General features: G+C 61.9%; 18 protein-coding genes and 1 pseudogene. 14 read left to right on the top strand and 5 right to left on the bottom strand.

Annotated elements, in window-relative coordinates; translation table 11 throughout:
- The first annotated feature begins 113 nt into the window (after window positions 1–113).
- From NJU76_RS06965 to NJU76_RS06950, 4 genes are all read left to right on the top strand, one after another.
- Complete coding sequence (locus NJU76_RS06965) at window positions 114–1,976, top strand: SLC13 family permease (RefSeq protein ID WP_254532050.1); 1,863 nt, start codon at window positions 114–116, stop codon at window positions 1,974–1,976.
- 25 nt (window positions 1,977–2,001) lie between these two features.
- Window positions 2,002–2,271, top strand: a complete 270-nt coding sequence (locus NJU76_RS06960) for a hypothetical protein (RefSeq protein ID WP_254532049.1) — start codon at window positions 2,002–2,004, stop codon at window positions 2,269–2,271.
- A gap of 261 nt (window positions 2,272–2,532) precedes the next feature.
- Window positions 2,533–3,711 carry an inorganic phosphate transporter gene (locus NJU76_RS06955; RefSeq protein ID WP_254532048.1) on the top strand — a complete coding sequence of 393 codons (1,179 nt, stop codon included), beginning with the start codon at window positions 2,533–2,535 and terminating at the stop codon, window positions 3,709–3,711.
- 37 nt (window positions 3,712–3,748) lie between these two features.
- Window positions 3,749–4,177, top strand: coding sequence for a universal stress protein (locus NJU76_RS06950; protein ID WP_254532047.1), 429 nt, complete (start codon window positions 3,749–3,751; stop codon window positions 4,175–4,177).
- 11 nt (window positions 4,178–4,188) lie between these two features.
- Here the strand turns inward: NJU76_RS06950 and NJU76_RS06945 are convergent, their stop codons facing one another.
- Window positions 4,189–4,611 carry a hypothetical protein gene (locus NJU76_RS06945; protein WP_254532046.1) on the bottom strand — a complete coding sequence of 141 codons (423 nt, stop codon included), beginning with the start codon at window positions 4,609–4,611 and terminating at the stop codon, window positions 4,189–4,191.
- Window positions 4,612–4,967: 356 nt separating this feature from the next.
- Here NJU76_RS06945 and NJU76_RS06940 point away from each other — a divergent pair, with 356 nt between their 5' ends.
- The 3 genes from NJU76_RS06940 to fer all read left to right on the top strand — a co-directional run bounded on the left by NJU76_RS06940 (window position 4,968) and on the right by fer (window position 7,205).
- Complete coding sequence (locus NJU76_RS06940; protein WP_254532423.1) at window positions 4,968–6,149, top strand: inorganic phosphate transporter; 1,182 nt, start codon at window positions 4,968–4,970, stop codon at window positions 6,147–6,149.
- Between the two features lie 72 nt (window positions 6,150–6,221).
- Window positions 6,222–6,410, top strand: a complete 189-nt coding sequence (locus tag NJU76_RS06935; RefSeq protein WP_254532045.1) for a phosphate transporter — start codon at window positions 6,222–6,224, stop codon at window positions 6,408–6,410.
- Window positions 6,411–6,815: 405 nt separating this feature from the next.
- Complete coding sequence (gene fer / locus NJU76_RS06930; RefSeq protein ID WP_254532044.1) at window positions 6,816–7,205, top strand: ferredoxin Fer; 390 nt, start codon at window positions 6,816–6,818, stop codon at window positions 7,203–7,205.
- 205 nt (window positions 7,206–7,410) lie between these two features.
- On the opposite strand, the gene NJU76_RS06925 is transcribed toward fer, so the two are convergent.
- Window positions 7,411–8,817 carry an ATP-binding protein gene (locus NJU76_RS06925; RefSeq protein ID WP_254532043.1) on the bottom strand — a complete coding sequence of 469 codons (1,407 nt, stop codon included), beginning with the start codon at window positions 8,815–8,817 and terminating at the stop codon, window positions 7,411–7,413.
- A 364-nt stretch (window positions 8,818–9,181) separates the two neighbouring features.
- Here NJU76_RS06925 and NJU76_RS06920 point away from each other — a divergent pair, with 364 nt between their 5' ends.
- The 5 genes and pseudogenes from NJU76_RS06920 (at window position 9,182) to NJU76_RS06895 (ending at window position 14,815) form a co-directional block, all read left to right on the top strand.
- A complete protein-coding gene (locus NJU76_RS06920; protein ID WP_254532042.1) occupies window positions 9,182–9,826 on the top strand; it encodes a hypothetical protein in 645 nt (214 codons plus the stop codon).
- A 191-nt stretch (window positions 9,827–10,017) separates the two neighbouring features.
- Window positions 10,018–10,554, top strand: coding sequence for a VTT domain-containing protein (locus NJU76_RS06915; RefSeq protein ID WP_254532422.1), 537 nt, complete (start codon window positions 10,018–10,020; stop codon window positions 10,552–10,554).
- Window positions 10,555–10,885: 331 nt separating this feature from the next.
- Window positions 10,886–12,151: a methyltransferase gene (locus NJU76_RS06905; protein ID WP_340681229.1), complete on the top strand. Its 1,266-nt coding sequence runs from the start codon at window positions 10,886–10,888 to the stop codon at window positions 12,149–12,151.
- Window positions 12,152–13,911: 1,760 nt separating this feature from the next.
- Window positions 13,912–14,151: pseudogene (locus NJU76_RS06900) on the top strand (IS1595 family transposase); the annotation flags it as partial.
- A 163-nt stretch (window positions 14,152–14,314) separates the two neighbouring features.
- Complete coding sequence (locus NJU76_RS06895) at window positions 14,315–14,815, top strand: hypothetical protein (RefSeq protein ID WP_254532041.1); 501 nt, start codon at window positions 14,315–14,317, stop codon at window positions 14,813–14,815.
- Between the two features lie 228 nt (window positions 14,816–15,043).
- Here the strand turns inward: NJU76_RS06895 and NJU76_RS06890 are convergent, their stop codons facing one another.
- Window positions 15,044–17,371, bottom strand: a complete 2,328-nt coding sequence (locus NJU76_RS06890) for a twin-arginine translocase subunit TatC (RefSeq protein ID WP_254532040.1) — start codon at window positions 17,369–17,371, stop codon at window positions 15,044–15,046.
- Between the two features lie 340 nt (window positions 17,372–17,711).
- On the opposite strand from NJU76_RS06890, the gene tatC reads away from it, so the two are divergent.
- Window positions 17,712–18,788 (top strand): twin-arginine translocase subunit TatC, encoded by a 1,077-nt coding sequence (tatC, locus tag NJU76_RS06885; RefSeq protein WP_425604301.1) that lies wholly within the window; start codon window positions 17,712–17,714, stop codon window positions 18,786–18,788.
- 572 nt (window positions 18,789–19,360) lie between these two features.
- Complete coding sequence (locus tag NJU76_RS06875) at window positions 19,361–19,648, top strand: amphi-Trp domain-containing protein (RefSeq protein WP_254532038.1); 288 nt, start codon at window positions 19,361–19,363, stop codon at window positions 19,646–19,648.
- A gap of 73 nt (window positions 19,649–19,721) precedes the next feature.
- Here the strand turns inward: NJU76_RS06875 and NJU76_RS06870 are convergent, their stop codons facing one another.
- Complete coding sequence (locus tag NJU76_RS06870; protein WP_254532037.1) at window positions 19,722–20,078, bottom strand: hypothetical protein; 357 nt, start codon at window positions 20,076–20,078, stop codon at window positions 19,722–19,724.
- Window positions 20,079–20,381: 303 nt separating this feature from the next.
- Window positions 20,382–21,197, bottom strand: a complete 816-nt coding sequence (gene larE / locus NJU76_RS06865; protein ID WP_254532036.1) for an ATP-dependent sacrificial sulfur transferase LarE — start codon at window positions 21,195–21,197, stop codon at window positions 20,382–20,384.
- Window positions 21,198–21,356: the final 159 nt, after the last annotated feature.

Genomic DNA, 21,356 nt, shown 5'->3' with positions numbered 1-21,356 from the left:
TGTAACCGAGGCCACCGCGAGTAAAGGCGACGATTCCGCCGAACGACCATCGCCGCCACACAGTTTCCATTCTCAACAGAATTGTTACATGTGTGGTCGGTGTGGGACCCCCTATGCTCTCGCCGGCGTGCGCTTTTCTCGCACAGGCGACCGCGATCCGGCCCGAACCGACGACGGACATGCTCGTCGTCTTCGGCGTCGTCGTCCTCGCGCTCGTCCTGTTTCTGACGGAGCGCCTACCAGTCGACGTGACCGCGATCCTGTTGATCGTGGTGCTCGTCGTCCTCGAACCGTGGACGGGCGTCGATCCTGTGACCGGTATTTCGGGCTTTGCGAACGAGGCGACGATCACGGTGTTGGCGATGTTGATCTTGAGCGGCGGGATCAGCCGGACGGGGCTCGTACAGGAATTGGGACGCCGAATGGCCGCCTTTGCGGGCGACAGCCTTCGAAAGCAACTGTTCGCGACCGTCGCCGCGACCAGCCCGGTCTCGGGATTCCTGAACAATACGCCGGTTGTCGCGCTCATGGTCCCGGTCGTAACCGACGTCGCGAATCGAGGTGAGACGTCGCCGTCGAAGCTGCTCATCCCACTGTCGTACGCCTCGCAGATGGGCGGGATGCTCACACTCATCGGTACCTCGACCAACATCCTCGCGAGCGACGTCAGCGCCCGCCTCGGCTCGCAATACCCCGAACTCCACCGGTTCTCGATGTTCGAGTTCACGAAACTCGGACTTGTCGTCGTCCTCGTCGGGAGCCTCTACCTGATATTCGTCGGTCACTACCTTCTCCCCGAACGCGTTCCGCCGCGTGCCGACTACCTCGAGGCGTACGACGTGGGCGACTACGTGGCCGACCTCGCCGTGGTTCCGGGGTCGCCGATCGCCGGAGGGACGGTACGCGATGCGACGGCAATGCTCGGCCCGGAAGTCGACATCGTTCAGGTGCTCCACGGCGGGACGCGGTCGATTGCCCCTCGTCAGGCGACCGCCCTCAGGGAAGGCGACGTCCTGGTCGTAAGGACAAACCGGGACGCGATCACGACGCTCGAGGATGCGACGGGGTTCGAACTCGTCGGCGGCCCCAACGCGATGGCCACGCTCCCGACGGACGAGGAGACGGGCGTCCTCACGGAAGTGGTCGTCTCGCTGGATTCCCGTCTGGTGGGCGAGCGCTTAGACCCCGAGCGGTTCCGCGAGGAGTTCAACGCCGCCGTCCTCGGACTACGGAGCCACGGCGAACTCGTCGCCGAGCGCATCGTCGGCAAACGCCTCGGCGTCGGCGACACACTCCTCGTCCAGGCGCCGCCGGACACGTTGGACCGACTCGCCCGTCGGGACGACCTGATCGTCGCCCGTGAACCGCCCCGGCCGGACTACCGTGCGAACAAGGCCCCGATTGCCGTCGCCATCATGGTCGTCGTCGTCGCCGTCGCGGCACTCGAACTCTACCCGATACTGATCGCCGCACTCGCGGGCGTCGTGGCGATGGTCGTCACCGGCGTTTTAGAACCTAACGAACTGTACGACGCCGTCGAGTGGGACATCATCTTCCTGCTCGCGGGCGTGATCCCGCTTGGGATCGCACTCGAGGAGTCCGGCGGGGCCGCGTATCTCGCATGGCTGGTCGTTCAGTCGGCGGGGTTTCTGCCGACGCTCGTCGTGCTGTGGCTGTTTTACATCCTGACCGGCCTCCTCACGGAGGTCATCAGCAACAACGCGAGCGTCGTCCTCCTGCTCCCGGTCGCGGCCGCGGCGGCGAGCGGGATCGGTGCGAACCCGTTCGCGTTCGTACTGGCCGTGACCTTCGCGGCGAGCACCGCCTTCCTCGGCCCAATCGGCTATCAGACGAACCTGTTCGTCTACGGTCCCGGCGGCTACCGCTTCGGCGACTACGTTCGGATCGGCGCACCGCTGCAGTTGATCCTTTCGCTCGTCACCGTGGTCGGCATCGCGCTCATCTGGGGCGTCTGAGGGGGGGCGAACGATATATCGCCGGTTGAACCCTGCCGACACGATAGCCGACACCTCCTGCGGAGACGGTCCGACCAACTCGAGTCCGACGGCGAGCGACGCCCCCTCGAGCCGCACCGTCGGGTTCCGCGAGGCGCTTCGCGTCTGGGTGCAAATCGCAGCATACAGCTTCGGCGGGCTGGCCGGTCTCTGGTTCGGGCTGCACGTTCTCTTCGCGGAGCTGTGGACGGACGATGCCGACGGCGTATCACTGCTCTTCCCGTCCTCGAGACGATCGACCGCGCCACGCTGGTGATCGCCATCGGCGCGTTCAGTATGTTGATCAGGCTCGAGCAGGGGATGTTTCGGCCCCTCCCCGCAGCGGTGGTCGCTGGGATCGGCTATTCCCTCGTGATTTGGCCGACCGTCTGACCGACACGTGACAGCTATCGAATCAATTCTCATTCGCGGCCGTGCGGATAATCAGCGCTGGAGAGCGCGAGATACTGGTGATAGCCGGACAACGTATCACGTGGTTCCATCACTTATTTGGCCGACAGCGGTGTACCGTCGATCGATGGTAGAAACCGTGCTGTTGGTCGGTGTCGTCGCGTCGGTTTTCGTCGGCTTCAACATCGGCGGTTCGTCGACGGGCATCACGTGGGGACCGTCGGTCGGCGCCGGGATCGTGACGAAGACCGCGGCGGCGGCGGTCATGACATTCTTCGTCTTCTTCGGCGGCTGGACCGTCGGTCGGAACGTGATGGACACGCTCAGCGAGGGGATCATCACGACGGACCTCACGCTGACTGCCGGCGTCTCCGTCCTCTTTTTCATCGGCCTGGGGATGCTCGTCGCCAACGTCTTCGGCGTCCCGGTCCCAACGTCGATGACGACCGTCGGCGCGATTGCCGGCCTCGGACTGGCGACCGAGACGCTCAACTACGAGACCATCGCGGGGATCATCTCCTGGTGGATCGTGACGCCGATCATCGGCCTCTGGATTGGCGTGCTAATCGGTCGCTACGTCTATTCGTGGATCAATCGGCGAGTGAAGATCGAGAAGTCCGAGGGACCCTTGCTTCGTCTCGATCGCCGAGGCGCGGTTCCGACGCCGGCGCTCGGTCCGAACACGACGTGGCGGGAACTCGTCACGACGGTCGCCGTCCTCGTCATCGGCTGTTACATGGCGTTCAGCGCCGGTGCGAGCAACGTTCCGAACGCCGCCGCACCGCTGGTCGGAACCGCCAGCGGGCTGGACGCCGACACCGCAATCGTCGTCGCCACGCTCGCGATCGGCCTCGGCGGCTTCACGATCGCTCGGCGAACGATGGAGTCCGTCGGCGGCGAGCTGAGTGACATCCCGCTGCTCGCGGCGCTGTTCGTCATGGTGACCGCGTCCACGATCACGACGGTGCTCTCGTGGGCCGGCATCCCGATCAGTCTCGTGATGGCGACGGTGATGACGATCGTCGGCATCGGCTGGGGCCGGGCAACCCGTCCGATCACGGTCCGCGAGGCGGTCACCCGCGACGTGGAGAACCCCGAGATCGAACTGGGCGCCATCGTCGCCGAGGAGAAAGCGGACGAGACGGCCCCCCGAATCGGCGAACCGGAACCCGAAGAGGTGCTTCGCGGCGAGGACCTCTTCAACCCCCGCGCGATCATTAAGTATGTCTCCATGTGGATCATCGGCCCGTCAATGTCGACGATCCTTGCGTACGCTTTCTTCTCGATCCTCCCCAGAGTCGCCTGAAGGGGGACTTACATCACTGGCTGCTGTAGTTCGGCGTATGCTCTCGGACATCCTGGTTCCGATGGACGACTCCGAACCCGCCAGCCACGCCCTCGAGTACGCACTCGAGAACAATCCTGACGCCGAGATCACCGTCCTCCACGTCGTCGGCGTCCCGTCGATGATGATGGGCGAGGCGGTGGGTCTCACGCTTGAGGACGACCTCGACGCCGCCGCTACCGAGCGCGCCGCGGGGGTCTTCGAGCGCGCTCGCGAGGTCGCCGACGAGCACGACCGCGAGATCGAAACGATCGTCGACATCGGGCATCCGGCTCGAAGCATCATCGACCGTGCCGAAGCGTACGACACGGTCATCATCGGCAGTCACGGCGAGGATTGGAACCGTGCGACGCGCCGATTCCTGGTCGGAAACGTCACCGAGACGGTGTCGAAGCGGGCACCAGTTCCGGTGACCATCGTTCGCTGACGTCTCGGCCGCTAGGTCTCCGATTCGTCCTCGACCGACTCCTCGATGAGCTCCTCGACTTCGTCCTCTCGAGGACGGCGGTCGACCCGCTCGTTGACGGCTTCGACCTGCGTTTGGACGTCCTCGACCTGTTTTTCGACCGTTTCACCGACGGTCTCCTCGACCGTTTCCTCGACCGTTTCACCGACGGTCTCCTCGACCTGCGTCTGGATGTCCTCGACCTGGGTCTCGACTGTCTTCGCGACGGCCTGCGTCATCCAATCCGGATCGAACCGGGCCATCTTCCAGGCGACGTGGAGGATATACGAGGCGAACACGCCCAGGCCGAACGTCAGCCCGACGCGGAGGTCGACCGTCGCGATCAGTCCGATCGAGATGAGGATCAGGGCTCCGTACGCGAGGTCGATGACTGCGTCGACGTGCGCCGGTCTCATCGCCGAACAACGTCTGAGTCCGCAGCGATCAGCGCGTGCTTCGACCGCACGGAAACGCGTCCGTTCCTCGGCGCGTCGTCCGACCGAGCCGAGGGGTCACGTAGCGACATGTTCGTCCTAACACACGGTCTGACTCGGTGAAATCCTTTGGGATCGCTGGGACGCCGGCGAGCACCCCCGGGCACGCTCGTCTCGAGATGTAATCGAGTTTGCGCGCTCCCCGCGCGTCGGCCGTCGGGACGACCCTCGATCGGGTCGCAGCCGACGAGTGTCGATCGGTTCACGACCGGCTGGCAGTGCGCCGGAACGGCCGCAAACAGTCGCGTTTTTACGCTCGGATCACGAGACTTTCGAACGTGCCGGAAGTACTGCTTGTCGTAGGAATCATCACAGCGATTTTCGTCGGGTACAACATCGGGGGCTCGACCACCGGCCCAGCATTCGGGCCGGCCGTCGGAGCCAACGTAATCACCAAGGTGATGGCAGCGGGGTTAATGTCGATATTCTTCTTCTTCGGGGCCTACACCATCGGCCCACAGGTCGTCGACACGCTCGGAACGGACCTCGTCGCGGACACCTCGGTCTTTACGCTTCGGACGAACGCCGCCGTCCTGTTCTTTATTGGCGGCGCGTTGTTCGTCGGCAACTACGCCGGCGTCCCCGCCTCGACGTCGATGACCGCCGTCGGAGCCATCGCCGCGCTGGGCTTTGCGACCGGCGAACTAAACATGGACGTCCTCGGTGAAATCGTCGTCTGGTGGGTCGTCGCACCAATCACCGGCTTCTGGGTCGCCGGCGTCGTCGGGCGATACTTCTATCCGCGGATCAACGCCTGGGTCGCCATCGAAGGGAGTCAGGACGGACAGCCGATGGTTACGGTCGATCGGTCGGGCGTCGCGCCCCGACTCAGATTCGGCGCCGATGCCACCCGACGGGAGATCACCGGGGCGCTGACCGTCGTCGCTATCGGCTGTCTGATGGGCTTTGCGTCGGGGACGAGCAACATCGCAAATGCGATTGCACCGATATACGGCACCGGCGACGTCGACATGACAACGCTGATCCTGATCGGCTCGGCGGCAGTCGCAGTCGGGTGCTTTACGATCGCCCGTCGAACCCTCGACACGCTCGGAAGCGATATCACGAACTTGCCGTTGACCGCGGCGATCGTCGTCGCGGTCATCAGTTCGGGAATCGTCGTCACCCTCTCGTGGATCGGTATCCCGGCGAGTTTCGTCATCATCGCGACGATGAGCATCGTCGGCCTGGGCTGGGGACGAGCGACCCGAACGACGACGCTCTCCGGCGTCCGCTCGGGCGAACAGACCCCCGTCTCTGTCGGCGCGTTGACTGCCGATGAGGAGGGCGAACAGTCCCCCGAGATCGGCGAGGAGGAGCCCGAGGACATCCCGCAGGCGTCAGACCTGTTCGATCCATCGACGACGGCTCGCGTCATCCTCATGCAAAACGTCGTTCCGGCTCTCTCGACCGTCGGTGCGTACCTCACGTTCCGGTTCATCCCGATATTCGGCTTTTGAGGACGATATTCGGCCCGTGAGGGAGGGCGACGATCACCGGCCTCGCACGCGGGGGAGGAATTCGAGCTCTCGATGAGCGTCCTCACGCAGAAAACGCCCGAGGAGGTCCCCAACATCTGTGAGGAAGAACCCGAGAAAGTCCTCGACGCGGACGATCTGGTCAGCCCATCCGCGGTCACTCGGTTCGTCGCGTTCTGGATCATCGGCCCGTCGGCCTCCGCTGGATTGGCGTACGTGTTCTTTCTCGTCGTGCCGATTTAACTGATTTCCCGTCGTTCCGGTCGTTTTCGCGCCGCTCCAACTGGGGGTGCACAATTCTCACCATCTCGGCCGTTTCGACCGATTTCGAGCAGATCTGACCGGTTCGTCTGTCTCTGACTGCCGTTCGATCAGCCGCCACCGTGGCGCTGGTTTCGATCGCCGCTGGTCGACCGCGATCCGTCGATTCGGTGCGATCCGGTCGGCCAATTCTCGCTCATCGAACCAACGGTCCGTATCAAGAAAAGAATCAGCTCCAGTCACGTGATATTCTTTTTCTGCCCTGTTTGATCGAACATCTTCTAACAAATGCGACCCTTATTCCCATCGAAGTTGCCAATTCTGACTCAAAGACAATTGAGGACTGAACAGCAAGCTATACCAGTGCGGGACTCGAACCGGCGAGTGATGCCCACGGTAGAATACCTCAATTACGAAGTACTGGACGATCAGGGTTGGGACATGGACGATGACGATCTCTTCGACCAGGCAGCCGATGCCGGCCTCGACGAGGAAGACTACGGCACGCTCGACGTCGCCGAGGGCGAATACATCCTCGAGGCGGCCGAAGCCCAGGGTTACGACTGGCCGTTCTCGTGTCGCGCAGGTGCCTGTGCAAACTGTGCGGCGATCATCACGGAGGGCGAAATCGAGATGGACATGCAGCAGATTCTCTCGGACGAGGAAGTCGAGGACAAAAATGTCCGCCTGACCTGCATCGGATCGGCCGAGACCGACGAGGTCAGGATCGTGTACAACGCGAAGCACCTCGACTACCTGCAGAACCGCGTCATCTAACTAACGGCGTCCAACGTGCGTTAAACAGATGAAGCGTATCCCGGGATCGCGTGGCCACCGATCCTCGGGAACTATCCGCCACCAGACCATCTAATGGCTATTCTACGCTGAGGCTGAGACTGCAAACAGAACCAGGTGTCGCTTTCAGCCGTGGGCTGCATGTCATCTGAGTAACCGCGTGTAGAACGGACTGCTTCCTCCGGAGTCAATCGGACAGTGTCTCAACGACATGGTCAACAGTGAAGAGACCGAGGTCGTCCCGCTCCTCGGCTGCTTCTTCCAGTGACGACGCGAATCCACTTCGGCTGAACAGTGCGTATTCGTAGTTCACGTCGCCGTCGGTCGGCGACCACTCGACTTCGGGTGCCTCCTGTTCGAGTTGGGCCAGGACGTCGTATCCCATCGGTTGTTGCTGGAATTTCGCTTCCCCGACCAGTAGCGTGTCGCCGTTCGCCGGGGCCACGATATCGATCTCGCGTCCGTCGGTGTCCCACCACCGATCCGGGACTTCCGTGAACGTGTACACGTCTCCGTACTCGTAGAGAACTGCTTGTTGACAGAGTCGTTCGAACGTCGTACTGACGAAGTCCGGGAGATGTGGTTTGACGAGTTCGTCGTACGCATCCGCCCCGAACACTTCGTACCGGGACGAACGGCCGTGTACGAACCGGAACCAGAACGCGAACAGTTGGTCTCGGATTCGATACCGGCTGTTCCGACTCCGGGACGGGTCAACGGTAATCGGATACTCCTGCTCGATTATCTGGAGTTCTCGCAGGCGCGAGAGGTAGTAACTCGCGCTGTTGGCATTGATCCCGGCAGCCTGGATGATCTCGTTTCGCTTGTGGTTCCCTTCGGCCATCGCTTTCAGAACGGCGAAATACCGATCCACCTGGTCCAGTTCCCGGTACAGGACGTCCTCGGGTTCCTCGTGGAGGCCGCCATCACGGAGTAGCAAGGTTTCCGTAATGTTCCCCTGCAGTGACTGCGTGTCGTCCACAGCCCTGAGGTACTCCGGGGTTCCCCCGAACACGCCGTACGCGATTACCTGTTCGGCCGGCGCGTAGTTCGGAAAGAACTTCATCGCAGCAGCGAACGGGAGCGGGCCGATTTCGAGTTTCCCGTTCGGCCGTTTGGAGAGACGGCCGTACAGCGGTGAACTCCCGTTGAGCGCTATCTTGTGTATCATCCCGATTGCCGAGCCAGTCAGCACGAAGGTTGCAGCCGTCTCTTCGACGTTGTGGTCCCAGAGCCGCTGAATGAGATAGGGGAGCGCTTCGTTTTCGTCTACGAAATACGGGAATTCGTCGAGGATCACGGTTGCGTCCTGTTCAGCGAGATACGTGAGAACGTTCTCCCAGTCCTTCCGAATCCGGTTGACCCCCGGGAACACCGTCGCAGCATCAGCGATGAAGGAGTCGAGTTGCTGCTCCGTTGTTCCGTGTGCAGCCTGATGGTACACTGCGTCGTCACGGTCTTCGATGGATTTGACGACGAGTGCCGTCTTCCCCATCCGCCGACGTCCGTAGACGACGCTCAACTCCGCAGAGTCACTCTCGTATAACTCGTGGAGTCTGTCAAGTTCTTGTTCTCGGTTGACGAAGGCAGCCATGCTCTCACCTTCGGCTCACCGGCACATAAAACGTGCATATAGCGTAGTCCAAACTATCGTAGTTCAAGATACGGTAGTTGAGCCAACGTTTCTTCAGCGTATGCGAACACGGCGGGAAAGAGAACCGCGTCATTTAACCACTGTTGTAGCCGGCGGCCACAGGCACGTTTTTCGCAGCGCCAATCCGTTTTGCGCGCTCGTCCACCGCGATCGGTGGCCCCGTCTCGTGACGGGCGGCCCGCTGACGGTCGGCCGAGAAACTGTGAGGGTCTCGAACTATCGGAGCGAACGGTAGTCGACTCGGCGGACACTCCCGTCTACGTCCGGCCCAGTTCTTTTTTCCGTCTGTCCGTAATTACCGCCGATGCGTCTGCTCACCCGAGTGATGACGTACTATCCGTACGTTTTCCACCCAATCACGATGATCGGGGGCGGGACCCTTTTACTCATCCGCCAAGAGTGGGCCCGACAGGACGCGGCTCGGTCGGCGCTCTGGCGACGCGTAGGGGTGATTTTCAGGGCAGGCCTGCTCGCACTCGTGCCGACGGTCGGGTACTTCGCCGTTACTGGGGCCAGCGTCGTCGAGTCGACGATGGGCAATAGCTGGGTAATGGACGCGCTGGTCGGAGTCGGTTTCGCCATCGCCGGTGGCACGACGTGGTACCTGTGGCGTCGCTTCGCGTGGGGCGAACTCGTTCCCGGGGCGATGGTCGTTCTACTCGCCGTGACGGTCCCGTACGTCGCGCTCTCGCCGTTTTGGAACGTCTCGGGTCACGTCATCAGTGCACTACTGCCGGCGTTGTATCTGACGCTCGTCGATCGAACGTACTGGCCACTGCTTTCCGTCCCCGCCGTCATGGTCCCAAACCGCGTCTTCCCCGAGGCCCACACCTGGCCGCAGGTGATCGGGGGCGCGCTCATCGCCGCGGCCGTCACGACCGGGTTCTACTGGCGACAGAACGACGCGTCTTTGCGACCGCATCCCGAGGTCACCTCGCTGTTGGACTGACCGGCGGTGGCCGCCGGACCGGGACGAGCCGCGTTGGTTTGCGAGTGCAGCCTGGGACGGGTTCGCCGTCCCCGGTAAGACGCCGTCACGTCTCACTCGCGCCTCACTACAGGTGAGCCGAATCAGAAAGCCTATACGATGACTCTCATCCATCTTCGATTGTGAGTACGACGGGCACTCCGTGGCTTGGTATTTGGACCGAGTTCTTGCCGTGGCTCTCTGACAGCGTCCACGCACTCACTGCTGGCGCAACGGGGTGGCCGGGGTTGAGCTTTATCTTCGTCTACTCGGTACTGATCGCGTTCGCGCTCCCTGGCCCGAGCGAGGCCGTCCTCGCGGCCCCCTTGGATCTCGGCATTCCGACGTGGGCGCACTTCGGTCTCATCATGAGTGTCAGCGCGACGGGGAAAACCGTCGGGAGCCTCGTCGCGTTTCAGCTGGGTCAAGAGGCCAAACAGGTCGGGCCACTCGTGCGTCGGTTGCGCCGTTCGCGCATCGACGTTCTCGCGTGGACGGAACGCCGCACGCTCACGCTGGCGCGCCGCTACGGGTATGGCGGTCTGGCGCTCGCACTGTGCGTCCCGTTTTTCCCCGATACGCTTTCGATCTACGCGTTCGCCGTCCTCGAAGAGGATCACCTGAAGTTCGCCGCCGCAACGTTCTTCGGGAGCCTCGGGCGGCTCGTCGTGACGCTCGGACTCCTCGAGGGCGCTGCCACCTTCGTTTGACGAGACCCCCGCCTACGGTCGCGGGCGACCTGTGAGCACCGCCGGGTTGCACCGGTGGTCCGCGATGAGAGGTCGAACACGTCACAGATATGCGCTGTCGGCGAATCACTGCCCGCGTACTCGAGGAAAATACAGATACCGAGGAATCGAACCGGCCGACGTGTGAAGTCCCCGTCTCTAACCGATGACGACTGGGCATCGTCTGCACGGGCGTCAACCGCTGCCGGATCGCCACAACGTGGACACGCCGTCAGCAACCGCCGGTGTGTCACAAGGTAGCTACCTAACGCTCGAGCTCGTATCGATACCGCCGGAAGGCAATTGAATCACTATGTCACAAGCCCACAGGCTGGATTGTGAAGCGGCAGTAGCCGATTGCCGATTCATCATCCAATCCGAACACGAAGACGAAGCGGTCGAATTAGCGAAAAACCATATGCGCGACATCCACGGGAAGGACTTCACGGACGAAGAAATTCGAAGTGAACACCTACAAATCGTATGGCGACAGCCCATGGCAACAGAACCTCGAGCGGACGCAGACACGATCGACGAACAGAAACTGACCGAACTCGTGGAAACGTCGCTTGTCGACCTCGGTGCGACAGTCCATGCCGCCCTGGCCATCATCGGTGACGAACTCGGTCTCTATACGGCATTAGACGAGGCCGGGCCGCTTACCTCCGCTGAATTGGCCGAGGAAACGGATACCGCAGAACGCTACGTCCGCGAATGGCTACGCGCGCAGGCCGCCGGTAGGTACGTGACCTACGATCCCGAGACCCATCACTATGATCTCTCCCCTGAGCAAGCGTACGTATTAGCCAACAAGGAGAGTCCAGTGTTCATGCCGGGCGCGTTCCAGCTGGTGGCGTCAGTGGCCAAGATCGAACCCGAACTCTACGAGGCATTTCAAACGGGCGAGGGCATCGGCTGGCACGAACACGACGAGGACGTGTTTCACGGGACGGAACGCTTTTTCGGGCCGTCCTATGGGGCCAATCTGGTCGATTGGATCGAGGCACTCGACGGGGTGGACGAGACGCTAAAAGCGGGCGGGCTGATCGCCGACGTGGGCTGTGGCCACGGCGCACCGACGATCCGCATGGCCGAAGCGCACCCCAATTCGACGGTCGTCGGCATCGACTACCACGAGTCATCGATCGCGGTGGCGCGTGAACGGGCAGAAACTGCAGGCATCGCCGACCGCGTCGACTTCGAGGTAGCGACCGCGAGAGAGTACGAGGGAACCGACTACGACCTCGTCACGATGTTCAATTGCTTCCACGATATGGGTGATCCCGTCGGTGTGGCGGCCCATGTCCGGGAAACGCTTGCCGACGACGGAACGTGGATGATCGTCGAACCCTACGCCGAGGACCGGGTCGAGGACAACCTCACCCCGTTTGGCCGCCTCGCGTACTCTATCTCGACGGTAGCCTGTACGCCGAATTCGCTCAGTCAGGAGGTCGGCTACGGCCTCGGTGCCCAGGCGGGAGAGGAACAGACTCGTGACGTCGTTACCGAGGGTGGTTTTACCCGCTTCCGCCGTGCGGCCGAGACGCCAACCAGTCTGGTCTTCGAAGCGAAGCCGTAACATCGCGCAAAATCGGTGGTCTTCGACCAGTATTGTTTGGATGCTCACAAGACACCTGCATGTCGTGCGTCTGCTCTTTATCTACAGTATTACAGTGAGAGTACCCCGCCTGACCCCGAGGGTGAATCGTGTCCGTGTTCTCGTCCATTCGGGCGTCTTGAATCGTACAGTGGGACGGATTACCGACCGTACTTCGTCGCACCTGTGCACAGTCGCGGAAGAATGTGGCTCTCACCAGCCACGTCTTCGGCGTGGTGCGACGGACGCTATCAGGCCGGGTGAAGCGGCCAACCCTCACGGACACGCTGCGTGTTCGGGTGTGACTGTCAGACGACCACCCCGGGAAATCCGAGGGGAATTGCATTCGCTTGCGGCCATCTGGCCCGTTTCTGGGCCTGCCGCCAACACAGCGAAGCCCCGTAGTACTTCACTTTCGACGGTGCGCGCTTTGTATCTCGCACGCCCATTCTATCAGATTCTGCATAGTAGCGGACCAAAACTGCGGATTGCTCTGCGAATCACTATGACGTCACTCTCGACGAGCGTGTTGACGCCACGATTTCGAGGCGTGGTGCAACGGTAAAAACATCGCTTTAGCTTGACACAGGTTTATTATGTGGGCGATTGACTGTTCTATTGCCTTGAATTGTCTCAATGCGGGGACGTACTCAAGGCAACGCTTGGGGCTTTCGCCCCGAGATTTCGGGTCTCTGAATGTGGGGGATGGCGGCGAGCGCGAAGGGGTTACAGGAAGTCAACCTTTAGCTGTAATTGAGGGCGCTAAGCCCCCTTCTGCTCACGGCGACGCCGTTCGCATGGTCAGCGGGACCAACGGTCCCGCGCTATCCTCAGCGAGCGAAGCGAGCAGGGAGGGGAGACAACGCCCGCACGTCTTGGTTTCGTGTGAATCGGCACCCTTATTATCCCTTCGGTTGAAGGTGGTAATAAGATGCTCACCACGCTTCCGGCGGTGTTCAAACGCGACAACAAGCGTGCATCGTCGGTTGTGGCCGAGTGTCGATTCGGTAGGAGTGGGACACTCCGAACCACCTGTCAAGGGAAGCCGCCTGTGGAGTCTGGAACCGTCCGCAGAACGCCAACAGCGTTCTGCCGGGCCGCACGAGACGCTCCGCGTCTTGTGGACGCTGTGGGGACGTTCCCTGCACGTTCCGACACCGAAGCAGGAAGCCCTGTCCGTAACAAGCGAGGGCTGGGGAAGCCCGAGCGCGGTAGGGCAGGGTAGTTCACAAGGTATGCACCGCCACGGCTCCGACAGATTGTCCTCTTGTCGATGTTTTCTTCTGATAGCACTCCGTCGAGGACCGTCTCACCACAGTCCGACCGAGAGTACGACCGGGACGCCTCGGGCCTCGAGATCGGCCATGCGATCGTCGATTTGCTGTTCGGTCGGTTCCTCGGGTTCGATAAGTGCGTTCGTAGCTCTCAGTAGTGCGTTGGTTCCTAGTGGCCTTCTTGAACTTCTCAATCGGTGATAGGTTTTAGCAGTTGTGCAGAAAACAGAGGGTATATCACGCAGATCAACTCACGTGAATAATCTCGGATACATATTTATCGAGTATTACTTCTGGTGTTGTTCTACGTAATCGATCGCGGCATCGTCATCTTGTCCAAAATTTGCTCCACACTTACAACGATAGACTCCATCGTCTTCCATTCGGTCCAGGATTTCAGGGTCCGGATTTTGATTTCGGACGATAATATTGTCTGGACGCAGAACATTATCAAACTATTGATAGTACGGGACAATCTTCGCGTGCGCGGAGATCGGCCTCAACGATCGCTTGTCGCGTTCTACTCGTTCCTTCGGTTCAACACGAGTATCCGCCAGCTAGAGGCTGAACTTGACGTGTCTACCGAACGCTTCACCGGCGCGTCGAGCAGTTTGCAGAACGCTCGACGCGCCACCTCTCACTCTCGATGGCCCAGTTGAGAGTGACGAGTTCTCCGTCTTTGCTGGGCTGAACGGCCGCGAGCGCGACTAACCGTCGTGCTCGCGTGGCCTCTCGAAGCGTGGACGAGGAACGTATTGCACATGCACCACGAGATCTACCCCCGTCTGCGAACGTGATGATCGCCCAGTACAGATACCTCTCGTGATCTATATTCAGAACCACTATTACTTCAAGCTGAGTTACAGATTGTATGCGACGCCGCGCCCTCCTTGAGACGCTCGCGGGAGTTGGGACGGTTTCGACCGCTGGCTGTCTCAACGCCGTCTCCGAGTTGCGTGCCCAGCCGATGCAACTCGCTCGATTCACCGTAGACAACTGGGATTCGGCTCTCCACCAGTTCGACCTTCGCGTGGACCGGGATGGAGAGACGGTCCATCGATCGTCCCACGAAATCCCCGGGAAAGACGACCGCGTGCACGGTAAGGTCGTGGGCTGTGACTGGGGAACGACGCCCGGCGAGTACGACCTGTTCGCTCGCGTCGACGACGGCGACTGGGTGCACAAATCGCTCGACGAAGTCGTCGACGGATGGCGCGATACCGTCGAGTGTGCGACGGCAAACGTGCAGTACGAGTCCGAATACCTCTGGATCCGCGTTCTGGACGCTTGCGATCGCTATGCGTACGAGTTCTCTGTGATCGAGGAGAGCGGAAGAGAAGTCTGTCCGATCGACTACTCGAGGGAAGCGTAACGGATGACATCCTCCACGGCGTGAACGTCGGGGTTTCCTCTCGCGTGGCGGCGGCCGCTCCGACACCACCGGAGGCACGATTCCCCTTCCCGTGCGGGTACTCCAGGTTGCACGCATGCCGTCGGGCCTCGTGAGAGGCGTGGTGTGCGTGCGTATCCGGATCCATATCCGCGTGGCCCGTGCGGGCCGATCGAGGTGTACGAGGCCCCTCGAGACTTCTCGTCGTCGTCACTCGGTGGCCGACGCACCGGCCTCATCCGGCTCGGGTTCGGTTGTCGACCCACCGCCACCGCCGAACAACCGGCCGCCCGCCGTGAGGACGTACAGGATAATGAGGCCGATCAGGTAGGTGATCGAAATCGGGATGGCGAACACCAGCATCATGAGCACGCCCTTCGGGCTGAAGAAGGCGGAGAGGGCGAACGTGGCGACGACGAACGGCCGCCAGCGCTCGAGCATCGAGCGGTAGTTGACGATGCCGCCGACGTGAAACAGCGCCATCGTGACAATGATGTTCATGAGGAACCCGATGCCGACGGTCGTGAGGATCACGAGCCAGAAGAAGCTCTTGATCCGGTAGGAGATGACCATCCCGTTGCGCAGCGCATCCGAGACCAGATACGAGATGATCGACGGCGCGATCCAGAAGAACCCGAGGTAGGTCCCGACGGCGAAGCCGACCAGGAGGCCGCCGCCCCAGAGGATGAACGTGCGGCGGTCGCCGTAGACTAACCCGCGCTCCTTGGCGGCGGGCCAGGCGTAGAACAGTATCATGGGCAACACGGCGACGATCCCGGCGAGCGCGCTCACCTTCGCCTCGAAGATCAGGACTTCGACCGGATGGAGGGCGACGACGATGTCCATCTGCTGGATGAGCTCCACGAGGGAGAGCGTGCTCGGATCGACGCCTTCGCCGACGACTTCCTCGAGTACGTGCCGGGGGACCCGATCGAGGAAGAGCCTGAGTACGCTCCCGATACCGCCCGAATAGAGCCAGAAGAAGGTGCCGCCCATGACGACGATGAATAGCCCCACGATGCGGAACATCTTGGAGGTGAGGCTGCTGAAAATGAACGCGAGATCGTAGGCGTAGCCGCCGATGTCGTCCTCGGTGGTCTCGTCCTCGGTAAAGGGGTCGAGCATGCCGGCGGCGGTACTCGCGAAGAGGCCCTCGTCTTCCTCGGCATCGCGCTCTGCCGGGGCACCCGCGGCGCCCCCCGCGGCCGTGCCGTCGGCGCCTTCGCTCGCCGCCTCGAGCGAATCGAACCGGTCGAGAATGGCCTGGGCCTTCTCTCGATTGTCGTCGTACATTGCGTTCCGGGAGTACTCGAGCGCCTGCTCTTCGCTCATGGTGAGAAAGACCTGCGCAGACACGTCCTCGATGTCCTCGGCGTCGAGCGCCTCGAAGTCGACGTCCTCGTGGGAATCGGCCCGCCGAATGTCGTCGGCTTTCGGATAGACCGGCAACTGGAGGACGCGAATCGTGTAGGCGAGCAACGAGACGACGCCGATGACGGCGGCGACGACGAGACCGACTGCGACTGCGCCGGCGAGGCCGTATTCGTTCGCCATGACCTCGAGTCCGGTCTTCCCGCTCGGTCGCACGACTTCGGGAACGGCCGGATAGACGTTCTCACGAATGTACTCGAACGCGTCTCGTTCGACCGCGGCGGTTGCCCCGGCCGCGATGAGCGCGAGCACGACACCGAACTGGAGGAAGCGTTTTTTAATGTGTCCCGTTCCCGTCCCTTCGGATTTCGCCGCGCCGCGCCGCCGGACGTTGGTGACGACCTTCGACAGACCGAGGCTGAAGACGTAGAGGACGACCATCGGCATCGCCCACATGACCTGCGTGAACGGGTCCGGCGGCGAGAACAGGGCCCCGAAGATGGCGATTGCGACGACGGCGTGGCGCCACTTGTCGCGGAACGTCTCGTAGGGGATTATCTCGGTGTAGGACAGCGCGCTCATTATCAGCGGGAGCTGGGCGGCGAGGCCGAACGACAGCGTCAACAGCGCGATGAACTCGGTGAACTCGGTGATGCCGTAGCTGGGTTTGATGCCGGCGCTGACGGCGTTCCCCGCGAGGAAATTGAACGAGAACGGGAAGAAGACGCTGTAGGCGTAGACGACGCCCAACGTGAACAGCGACAGCGACATGATCACGAAGCCGGCGATGGCGCCCTTGGAGATCGGCACCTCGCTGGTGTATCCGCGACGGCGAAGCGGCTTCCGAGAGAAAAAAAGTAGTGCGGGAATCGCGAAGATGACGCCCGCAGCCATGCCGATTTTCGCCTGCAGCAAGATCACCTCGAATGGGGTTCGGGTGATGATGTCCGTCGCCCCGGCGAGCCCCTCGCTCATTTGCTCTTTCGCGGTCGCCTCGAGGAAATCCCAGACGACGACGCGAAGCGCATAGAAAGAGCTGACGAAGCCGATGAGGAAGACGATAAACACCTTCTGGAGGTGCTGTTGGGCGCCCGAAAGGAGCGCGCCGATCGTTTCCCGACCGCTATTGATTGCGCGGGCGGTGTCCTCGTCGACTGCAGAACTCATTGCGTTGGGGTAGCTGACATCCAGTTATCAACCTTTCGTGTAGATCCGGCGCTCAACGAACAGTTATACTGCATTCTCGCTCTCGTCTGGTGTTCGTAAGAAAAAGGCCTATAACCGGTGGCCTATCACTATCTCGTAGATGTCGGACGAGCCGCCGGACGGCGAGGACACCCGTGACCTCAGAGACCGATGGGGCGTCCCCGACGAGCCGACGGATACCGCGGACACCTCGGACCTCGGAGAGAGATGGAGCGTCCCGGACGAACCGTCGGACGGCGAAGACACGGCGAACCTCAGAGACCGATGGGCACGCTCCGACGAGGCGACGAGCGGTGAGGGTATCTCGGACCTCGGAGAGAGATGGAGCGACTCCGGCGAGCGACCGCTTTCCGACGACGACTTTCTCCCTCCAAGCGAGGATACTGGACCGTTTACCGAGCCGTCGGCGTCCGACGATACACCCGATTCCGACACCGACTCTTCGACGGCCGTCGACGATGGGCGCAGTCCGAAGGTCGAAACGCCGAACGGACCGGAGACGCCGACCGAACCCGACACGCCGGCCGACGCTGACGATGGCGCTGCGCCGAACCTCGAGACCGACGGTGAGGGCGTCGTCGGTGATCATCAGACGCCCGAGCCCGAACAGACCTACCCCGACCCCGACGAGGACGTCGGCGGCATCTCGGCACCGCCGGACGATGAGGAGATGCCGCTGGCCGATCATATCGAAGAGATGGTCCTGCGGCTGGCGGTCGTCCTGCTGTTCGGTGCCGGCGGGACGGCGATCGGTCTACTCGGGGCTTCACAGGCTATCGAATACGTGTGGTTCAACGTCTTCCCCTACGCCAGTGGCGAAGTCCCGCCGCCGCACGTCTATCACCCGCTCGAACTGTGGCTCACCCGGATCAAGATCTCGTCGCTGCTCGGGATTATGATCGCCCTCCCGGCGTTCGTCTACGAGTGTTACCTGTTCATGCGCCCGGGGCTCTACCCCAACGAGCGGAAGTACTACCTCGCGGCGGTGCCGACGAGCGTCGTCCTCGCCGCGATTGGGATGCTGTTCTCGTACGTGCTCGTCTTGCCGATCCTGTTTAGATACTTTACCTATTACGCCGTAGAGAGCGCCGAAATCGCATACGCGCTCGGCGACACGTTCAACCTGATCATCACGCTGACCGGCTTCCTCGCGGTCGTCTTCCAGATCCCGCTGTTCATCATGCTGGCGATCATGATGGGTGTGACTACCCGTCGCTGGCTCGCACAGAAGCGTCTCTACTTCTGGGCGGCGTTCGCCGGGATCGCGTTCATGTTCGCCTTCGATCCGACGGGAATGGCACCCATCCTCGTCGCCATCACGATGATCCTGCTGTTCGAGGGGACGTTGCTGATCCTCAAGTGGGTCGGACGAGAGTAACTGCACGTGTTGCGAATTCTTCGCCCGATCGGGTTCGGTTTCGGACCATAGCATCCTGCTCGCCCCGACCTCGAGGAGTGGCTGCCGTGGCTGATCTCGTCCTGACTACGTGTATACGGTGTGCAGTCGGCTGCGGTCACGTTCAGCAGGCTCCCGACCGAGGGTATGGTCTCGATTCGTTCGCGGCGACGCGAGCCACCCGGTGAATCAGGGGCTGCCTGTCGACGTGGTGTGAGCAAAACCGCCGATCCGGAGCGTGCTCGAGGCCTACGCGGCTCACCGCGAGGACGGACAGACCTTCCGTGGGTGGGTCGACTCGACGGCCACCGAACAGTTCGTCGTGTTTTGCGAGCCAGAAGAGTGGATTTCGATGCGCCCTCCAAGGCCGATGCCAAACAGTCGTGGTACCTGTTCACGGAGAGCGAGTCGGTCGCGGCCGCAGCCGGCGACGAATATGGCGCACATTCGGACGATGAGAGCCACGAACGCGCATTCTGGGCCGTATTCGAGACTGGAACGAAAGCGCTCCCCTCGAGCGTGTCTTTATCAGTTAGAGGACCGTACAGTATCGCATGCCCGAAGAGGTACTCTTCAAGTCCGAAAACGTCCACAGCAGAGGCGAAATCGCGTCGTTGCTCCGCCGAGTCGCGGACAACTTAGACGACGACGAGGCGATCACGCTCAAAGCCGGCTCCGAATCGGTGACGCTCGAGCCACCGGCCCGACCGACGTTCGAGGTCAAAGCTGAGCGCGAAGGGCCGACGGACGGACCCGGCGAACTCAGTATCGAGTTCGAACTCGAGTGGGACGAAGCCGATGGGGGAGACGGCGAGGGTGGCGGACGACTCGAGATCGAGTGAGCGGTCCGCTCGATTCGGGTCGGAGCGTCGGCGGTAGCGGCCGAGTGTCTGGGGTGGTCATCGACCGTTCGTGTCAGCGATGGTTCCGCGTCCGTTCGTAGGCGTACTCGAGCGCGTCCCCGAGCGAGCCCGGTCCGTCGTAACTGGCAGAGAACAGGTCCATGAATTGATGGGCGATCCGGGTACACCGTTCGAACGTCAGGACGGTTCTGACCCGCACCGTCTCGGAGAGGTCGAGTCCGGGATAGCTCGTCGCCGTCAGCGAGTATCCCGGATGGTCTTCGCCGTCGATCGAGGCCGGAGCGACCTTCAGCCTGAGATCCCCGGATTCGTGGCGGTACGTCCGATACTGCAGTTCCCGGTCCGTCTCAGCCTGGGTGTACGTCCGACTCTCATCAGCCTGCCACTCGAGCGGCACATCTGCATCCATTGATCGGTGATACCGGTCCAGAGGCTACGTTCGTATCGGAATGTGCAATATTATCGTTCGACAGTTCAAAAATACTGCCGGTGGCGGATTTCACCCGCCAAATACGGTTGTATTGTGACCGAACGTTTGCGTCGGTCGCCAGAATGCGGACGAACTGCGAACGAACCCGAAATTCCCGTTCGGTTCGGCCCTCGACGTCGAACGGTCGTCAGTGGGGAGCAAATTTCGGGATCAAACAGTCGTTAGTGGGGAGCAGCGGAGAGTTGTGAACAGTCGCCAGTGGAGAGCAGCCGTCGGCACGGATCAATCGTCGTTCTCGGGGCTGACGCTGCCGGTTCGGTACCCGTGGAGATCGAGCGTAACGTGATCGAAGCCGAGCGACGCGAGTTCCACTCGGACCGTCTCCGCGAACTCGAGATCCAGTGCGCGCTCGAGTTCGTCCGGTGAGATCTCGATCCGGGCCAGTCCGTCGTGGTCGCGAACGCGGAACTGGTCGAATCCCCACTGTCGGAGTCGCGCTTCGGCGCGTTCGATCCGTCCGAGTCGGTCTTCGGTGACCTCGAGGCCGGTTGGAATGCGCGACGAGAGACAGGCCATCGAGGGTTTGTCGGCGACCGACAGGTCGTAGTACGCGGCGATTTGACGGACCTCGGCCTTCGTAATGTCGTGGGCCAGAAGCGGCGAATAGACGTCGAGTTCTTCGACGGCCCGGAGGCCGGGTCGGTGGCCGGCACCCGGATCGTCGGCGTTCGTCCCGTCACAGACCGTCCGGATACCCAGGGTCTGTGCGGCCTCGAACATTTCGCCGAGTCGCATCGTCCGACAGTGATAGCAGCGATCGTCGTCGTTTTCGACGAACGCGTCGCTCTCGAGTTCCGAGAACGAGACGATCTCGTGGCGGATCCCGATTTCGTCGGCGACACGCCGGGCACCGTCGAGTTCGGCCTCGGGGAGCGTTTCGCTCTTTGCGGTGCAGGCGACAGCGTCCTCGCCGAGTGCGTCGTAGGCGAGTGCGGCCACCACACTCGAGTCGACCCCACCGGAGAAGGCGATCACGACACCGTCTCGCGTCTCGAGGTCGCCGCGGGCGGCCTCGAGTTTCGCCTCGACCGTTGTCATAGACCGGGGTTCGAGCCGGATAGCCAAAAGGACGTTGTCGTCGGTCCATCCGCAAGGCAGCTCCCCGCCGACCGCCGTCACGGACGACCATCTCCGTCACGTTCGGTCCGCCGTGTTCGATACTGTTCCACAACAGGTTCTCGATCAGCGACTCCATTC

This window comes from Natrinema gelatinilyticum (assembly GCF_024266705.1).
Taxonomy (GTDB): Archaea; Halobacteriota; Halobacteria; order Halobacteriales; family Natrialbaceae; genus Natrinema; species Natrinema gelatinilyticum.
Note: the sequence above shows the minus strand (reverse complement) of the source record. Positions and strands in the feature narration are given on the sequence as shown.

Bases quoted from the DNA above. Each gene is read 5' to 3' on its own strand.
- NJU76_RS06965 (WP_254532050.1), top strand. From the start codon at position 114: ATGCTCTCGCCGGCGTGCGCTTTTCTCGCACAGGCGACCGCGATCCGG.
- NJU76_RS06955 (WP_254532048.1), top strand. From the start codon at position 2,533: ATGGTAGAAACCGTGCTGTTGGTCGGTGTCGTCGCGTCGGTTTTCGTC.
- NJU76_RS06950 (WP_254532047.1), top strand. From the start codon at position 3,749: ATGCTCTCGGACATCCTGGTTCCGATGGACGACTCCGAACCCGCCAGC.
- NJU76_RS06945 (WP_254532046.1), bottom strand. From the start codon at position 4,611: ATGAGACCGGCGCACGTCGACGCAGTCATCGACCTCGCGTACGGAGCC.
- NJU76_RS06935 (WP_254532045.1), top strand. From the start codon at position 6,222: ATGAGCGTCCTCACGCAGAAAACGCCCGAGGAGGTCCCCAACATCTGT.
- fer (WP_254532044.1), top strand. From the start codon at position 6,816: ATGCCCACGGTAGAATACCTCAATTACGAAGTACTGGACGATCAGGGT.
- NJU76_RS06925 (WP_254532043.1), bottom strand. From the start codon at position 8,817: ATGGCTGCCTTCGTCAACCGAGAACAAGAACTTGACAGACTCCACGAG.
- NJU76_RS06920 (WP_254532042.1), top strand. From the start codon at position 9,182: ATGCGTCTGCTCACCCGAGTGATGACGTACTATCCGTACGTTTTCCAC.
- NJU76_RS06905 (WP_340681229.1), top strand. From the start codon at position 10,886: ATGTCACAAGCCCACAGGCTGGATTGTGAAGCGGCAGTAGCCGATTGC.
- NJU76_RS06895 (WP_254532041.1), top strand. From the start codon at position 14,315: ATGCGACGCCGCGCCCTCCTTGAGACGCTCGCGGGAGTTGGGACGGTT.
- NJU76_RS06890 (WP_254532040.1), bottom strand. From the start codon at position 17,371: ATGAGTTCTGCAGTCGACGAGGACACCGCCCGCGCAATCAATAGCGGT.
- NJU76_RS06875 (WP_254532038.1), top strand. From the start codon at position 19,361: ATGCCCGAAGAGGTACTCTTCAAGTCCGAAAACGTCCACAGCAGAGGC.
- NJU76_RS06870 (WP_254532037.1), bottom strand. From the start codon at position 20,078: ATGGATGCAGATGTGCCGCTCGAGTGGCAGGCTGATGAGAGTCGGACG.
- larE (WP_254532036.1), bottom strand. From the start codon at position 21,197: ATGACAACGGTCGAGGCGAAACTCGAGGCCGCCCGCGGCGACCTCGAG.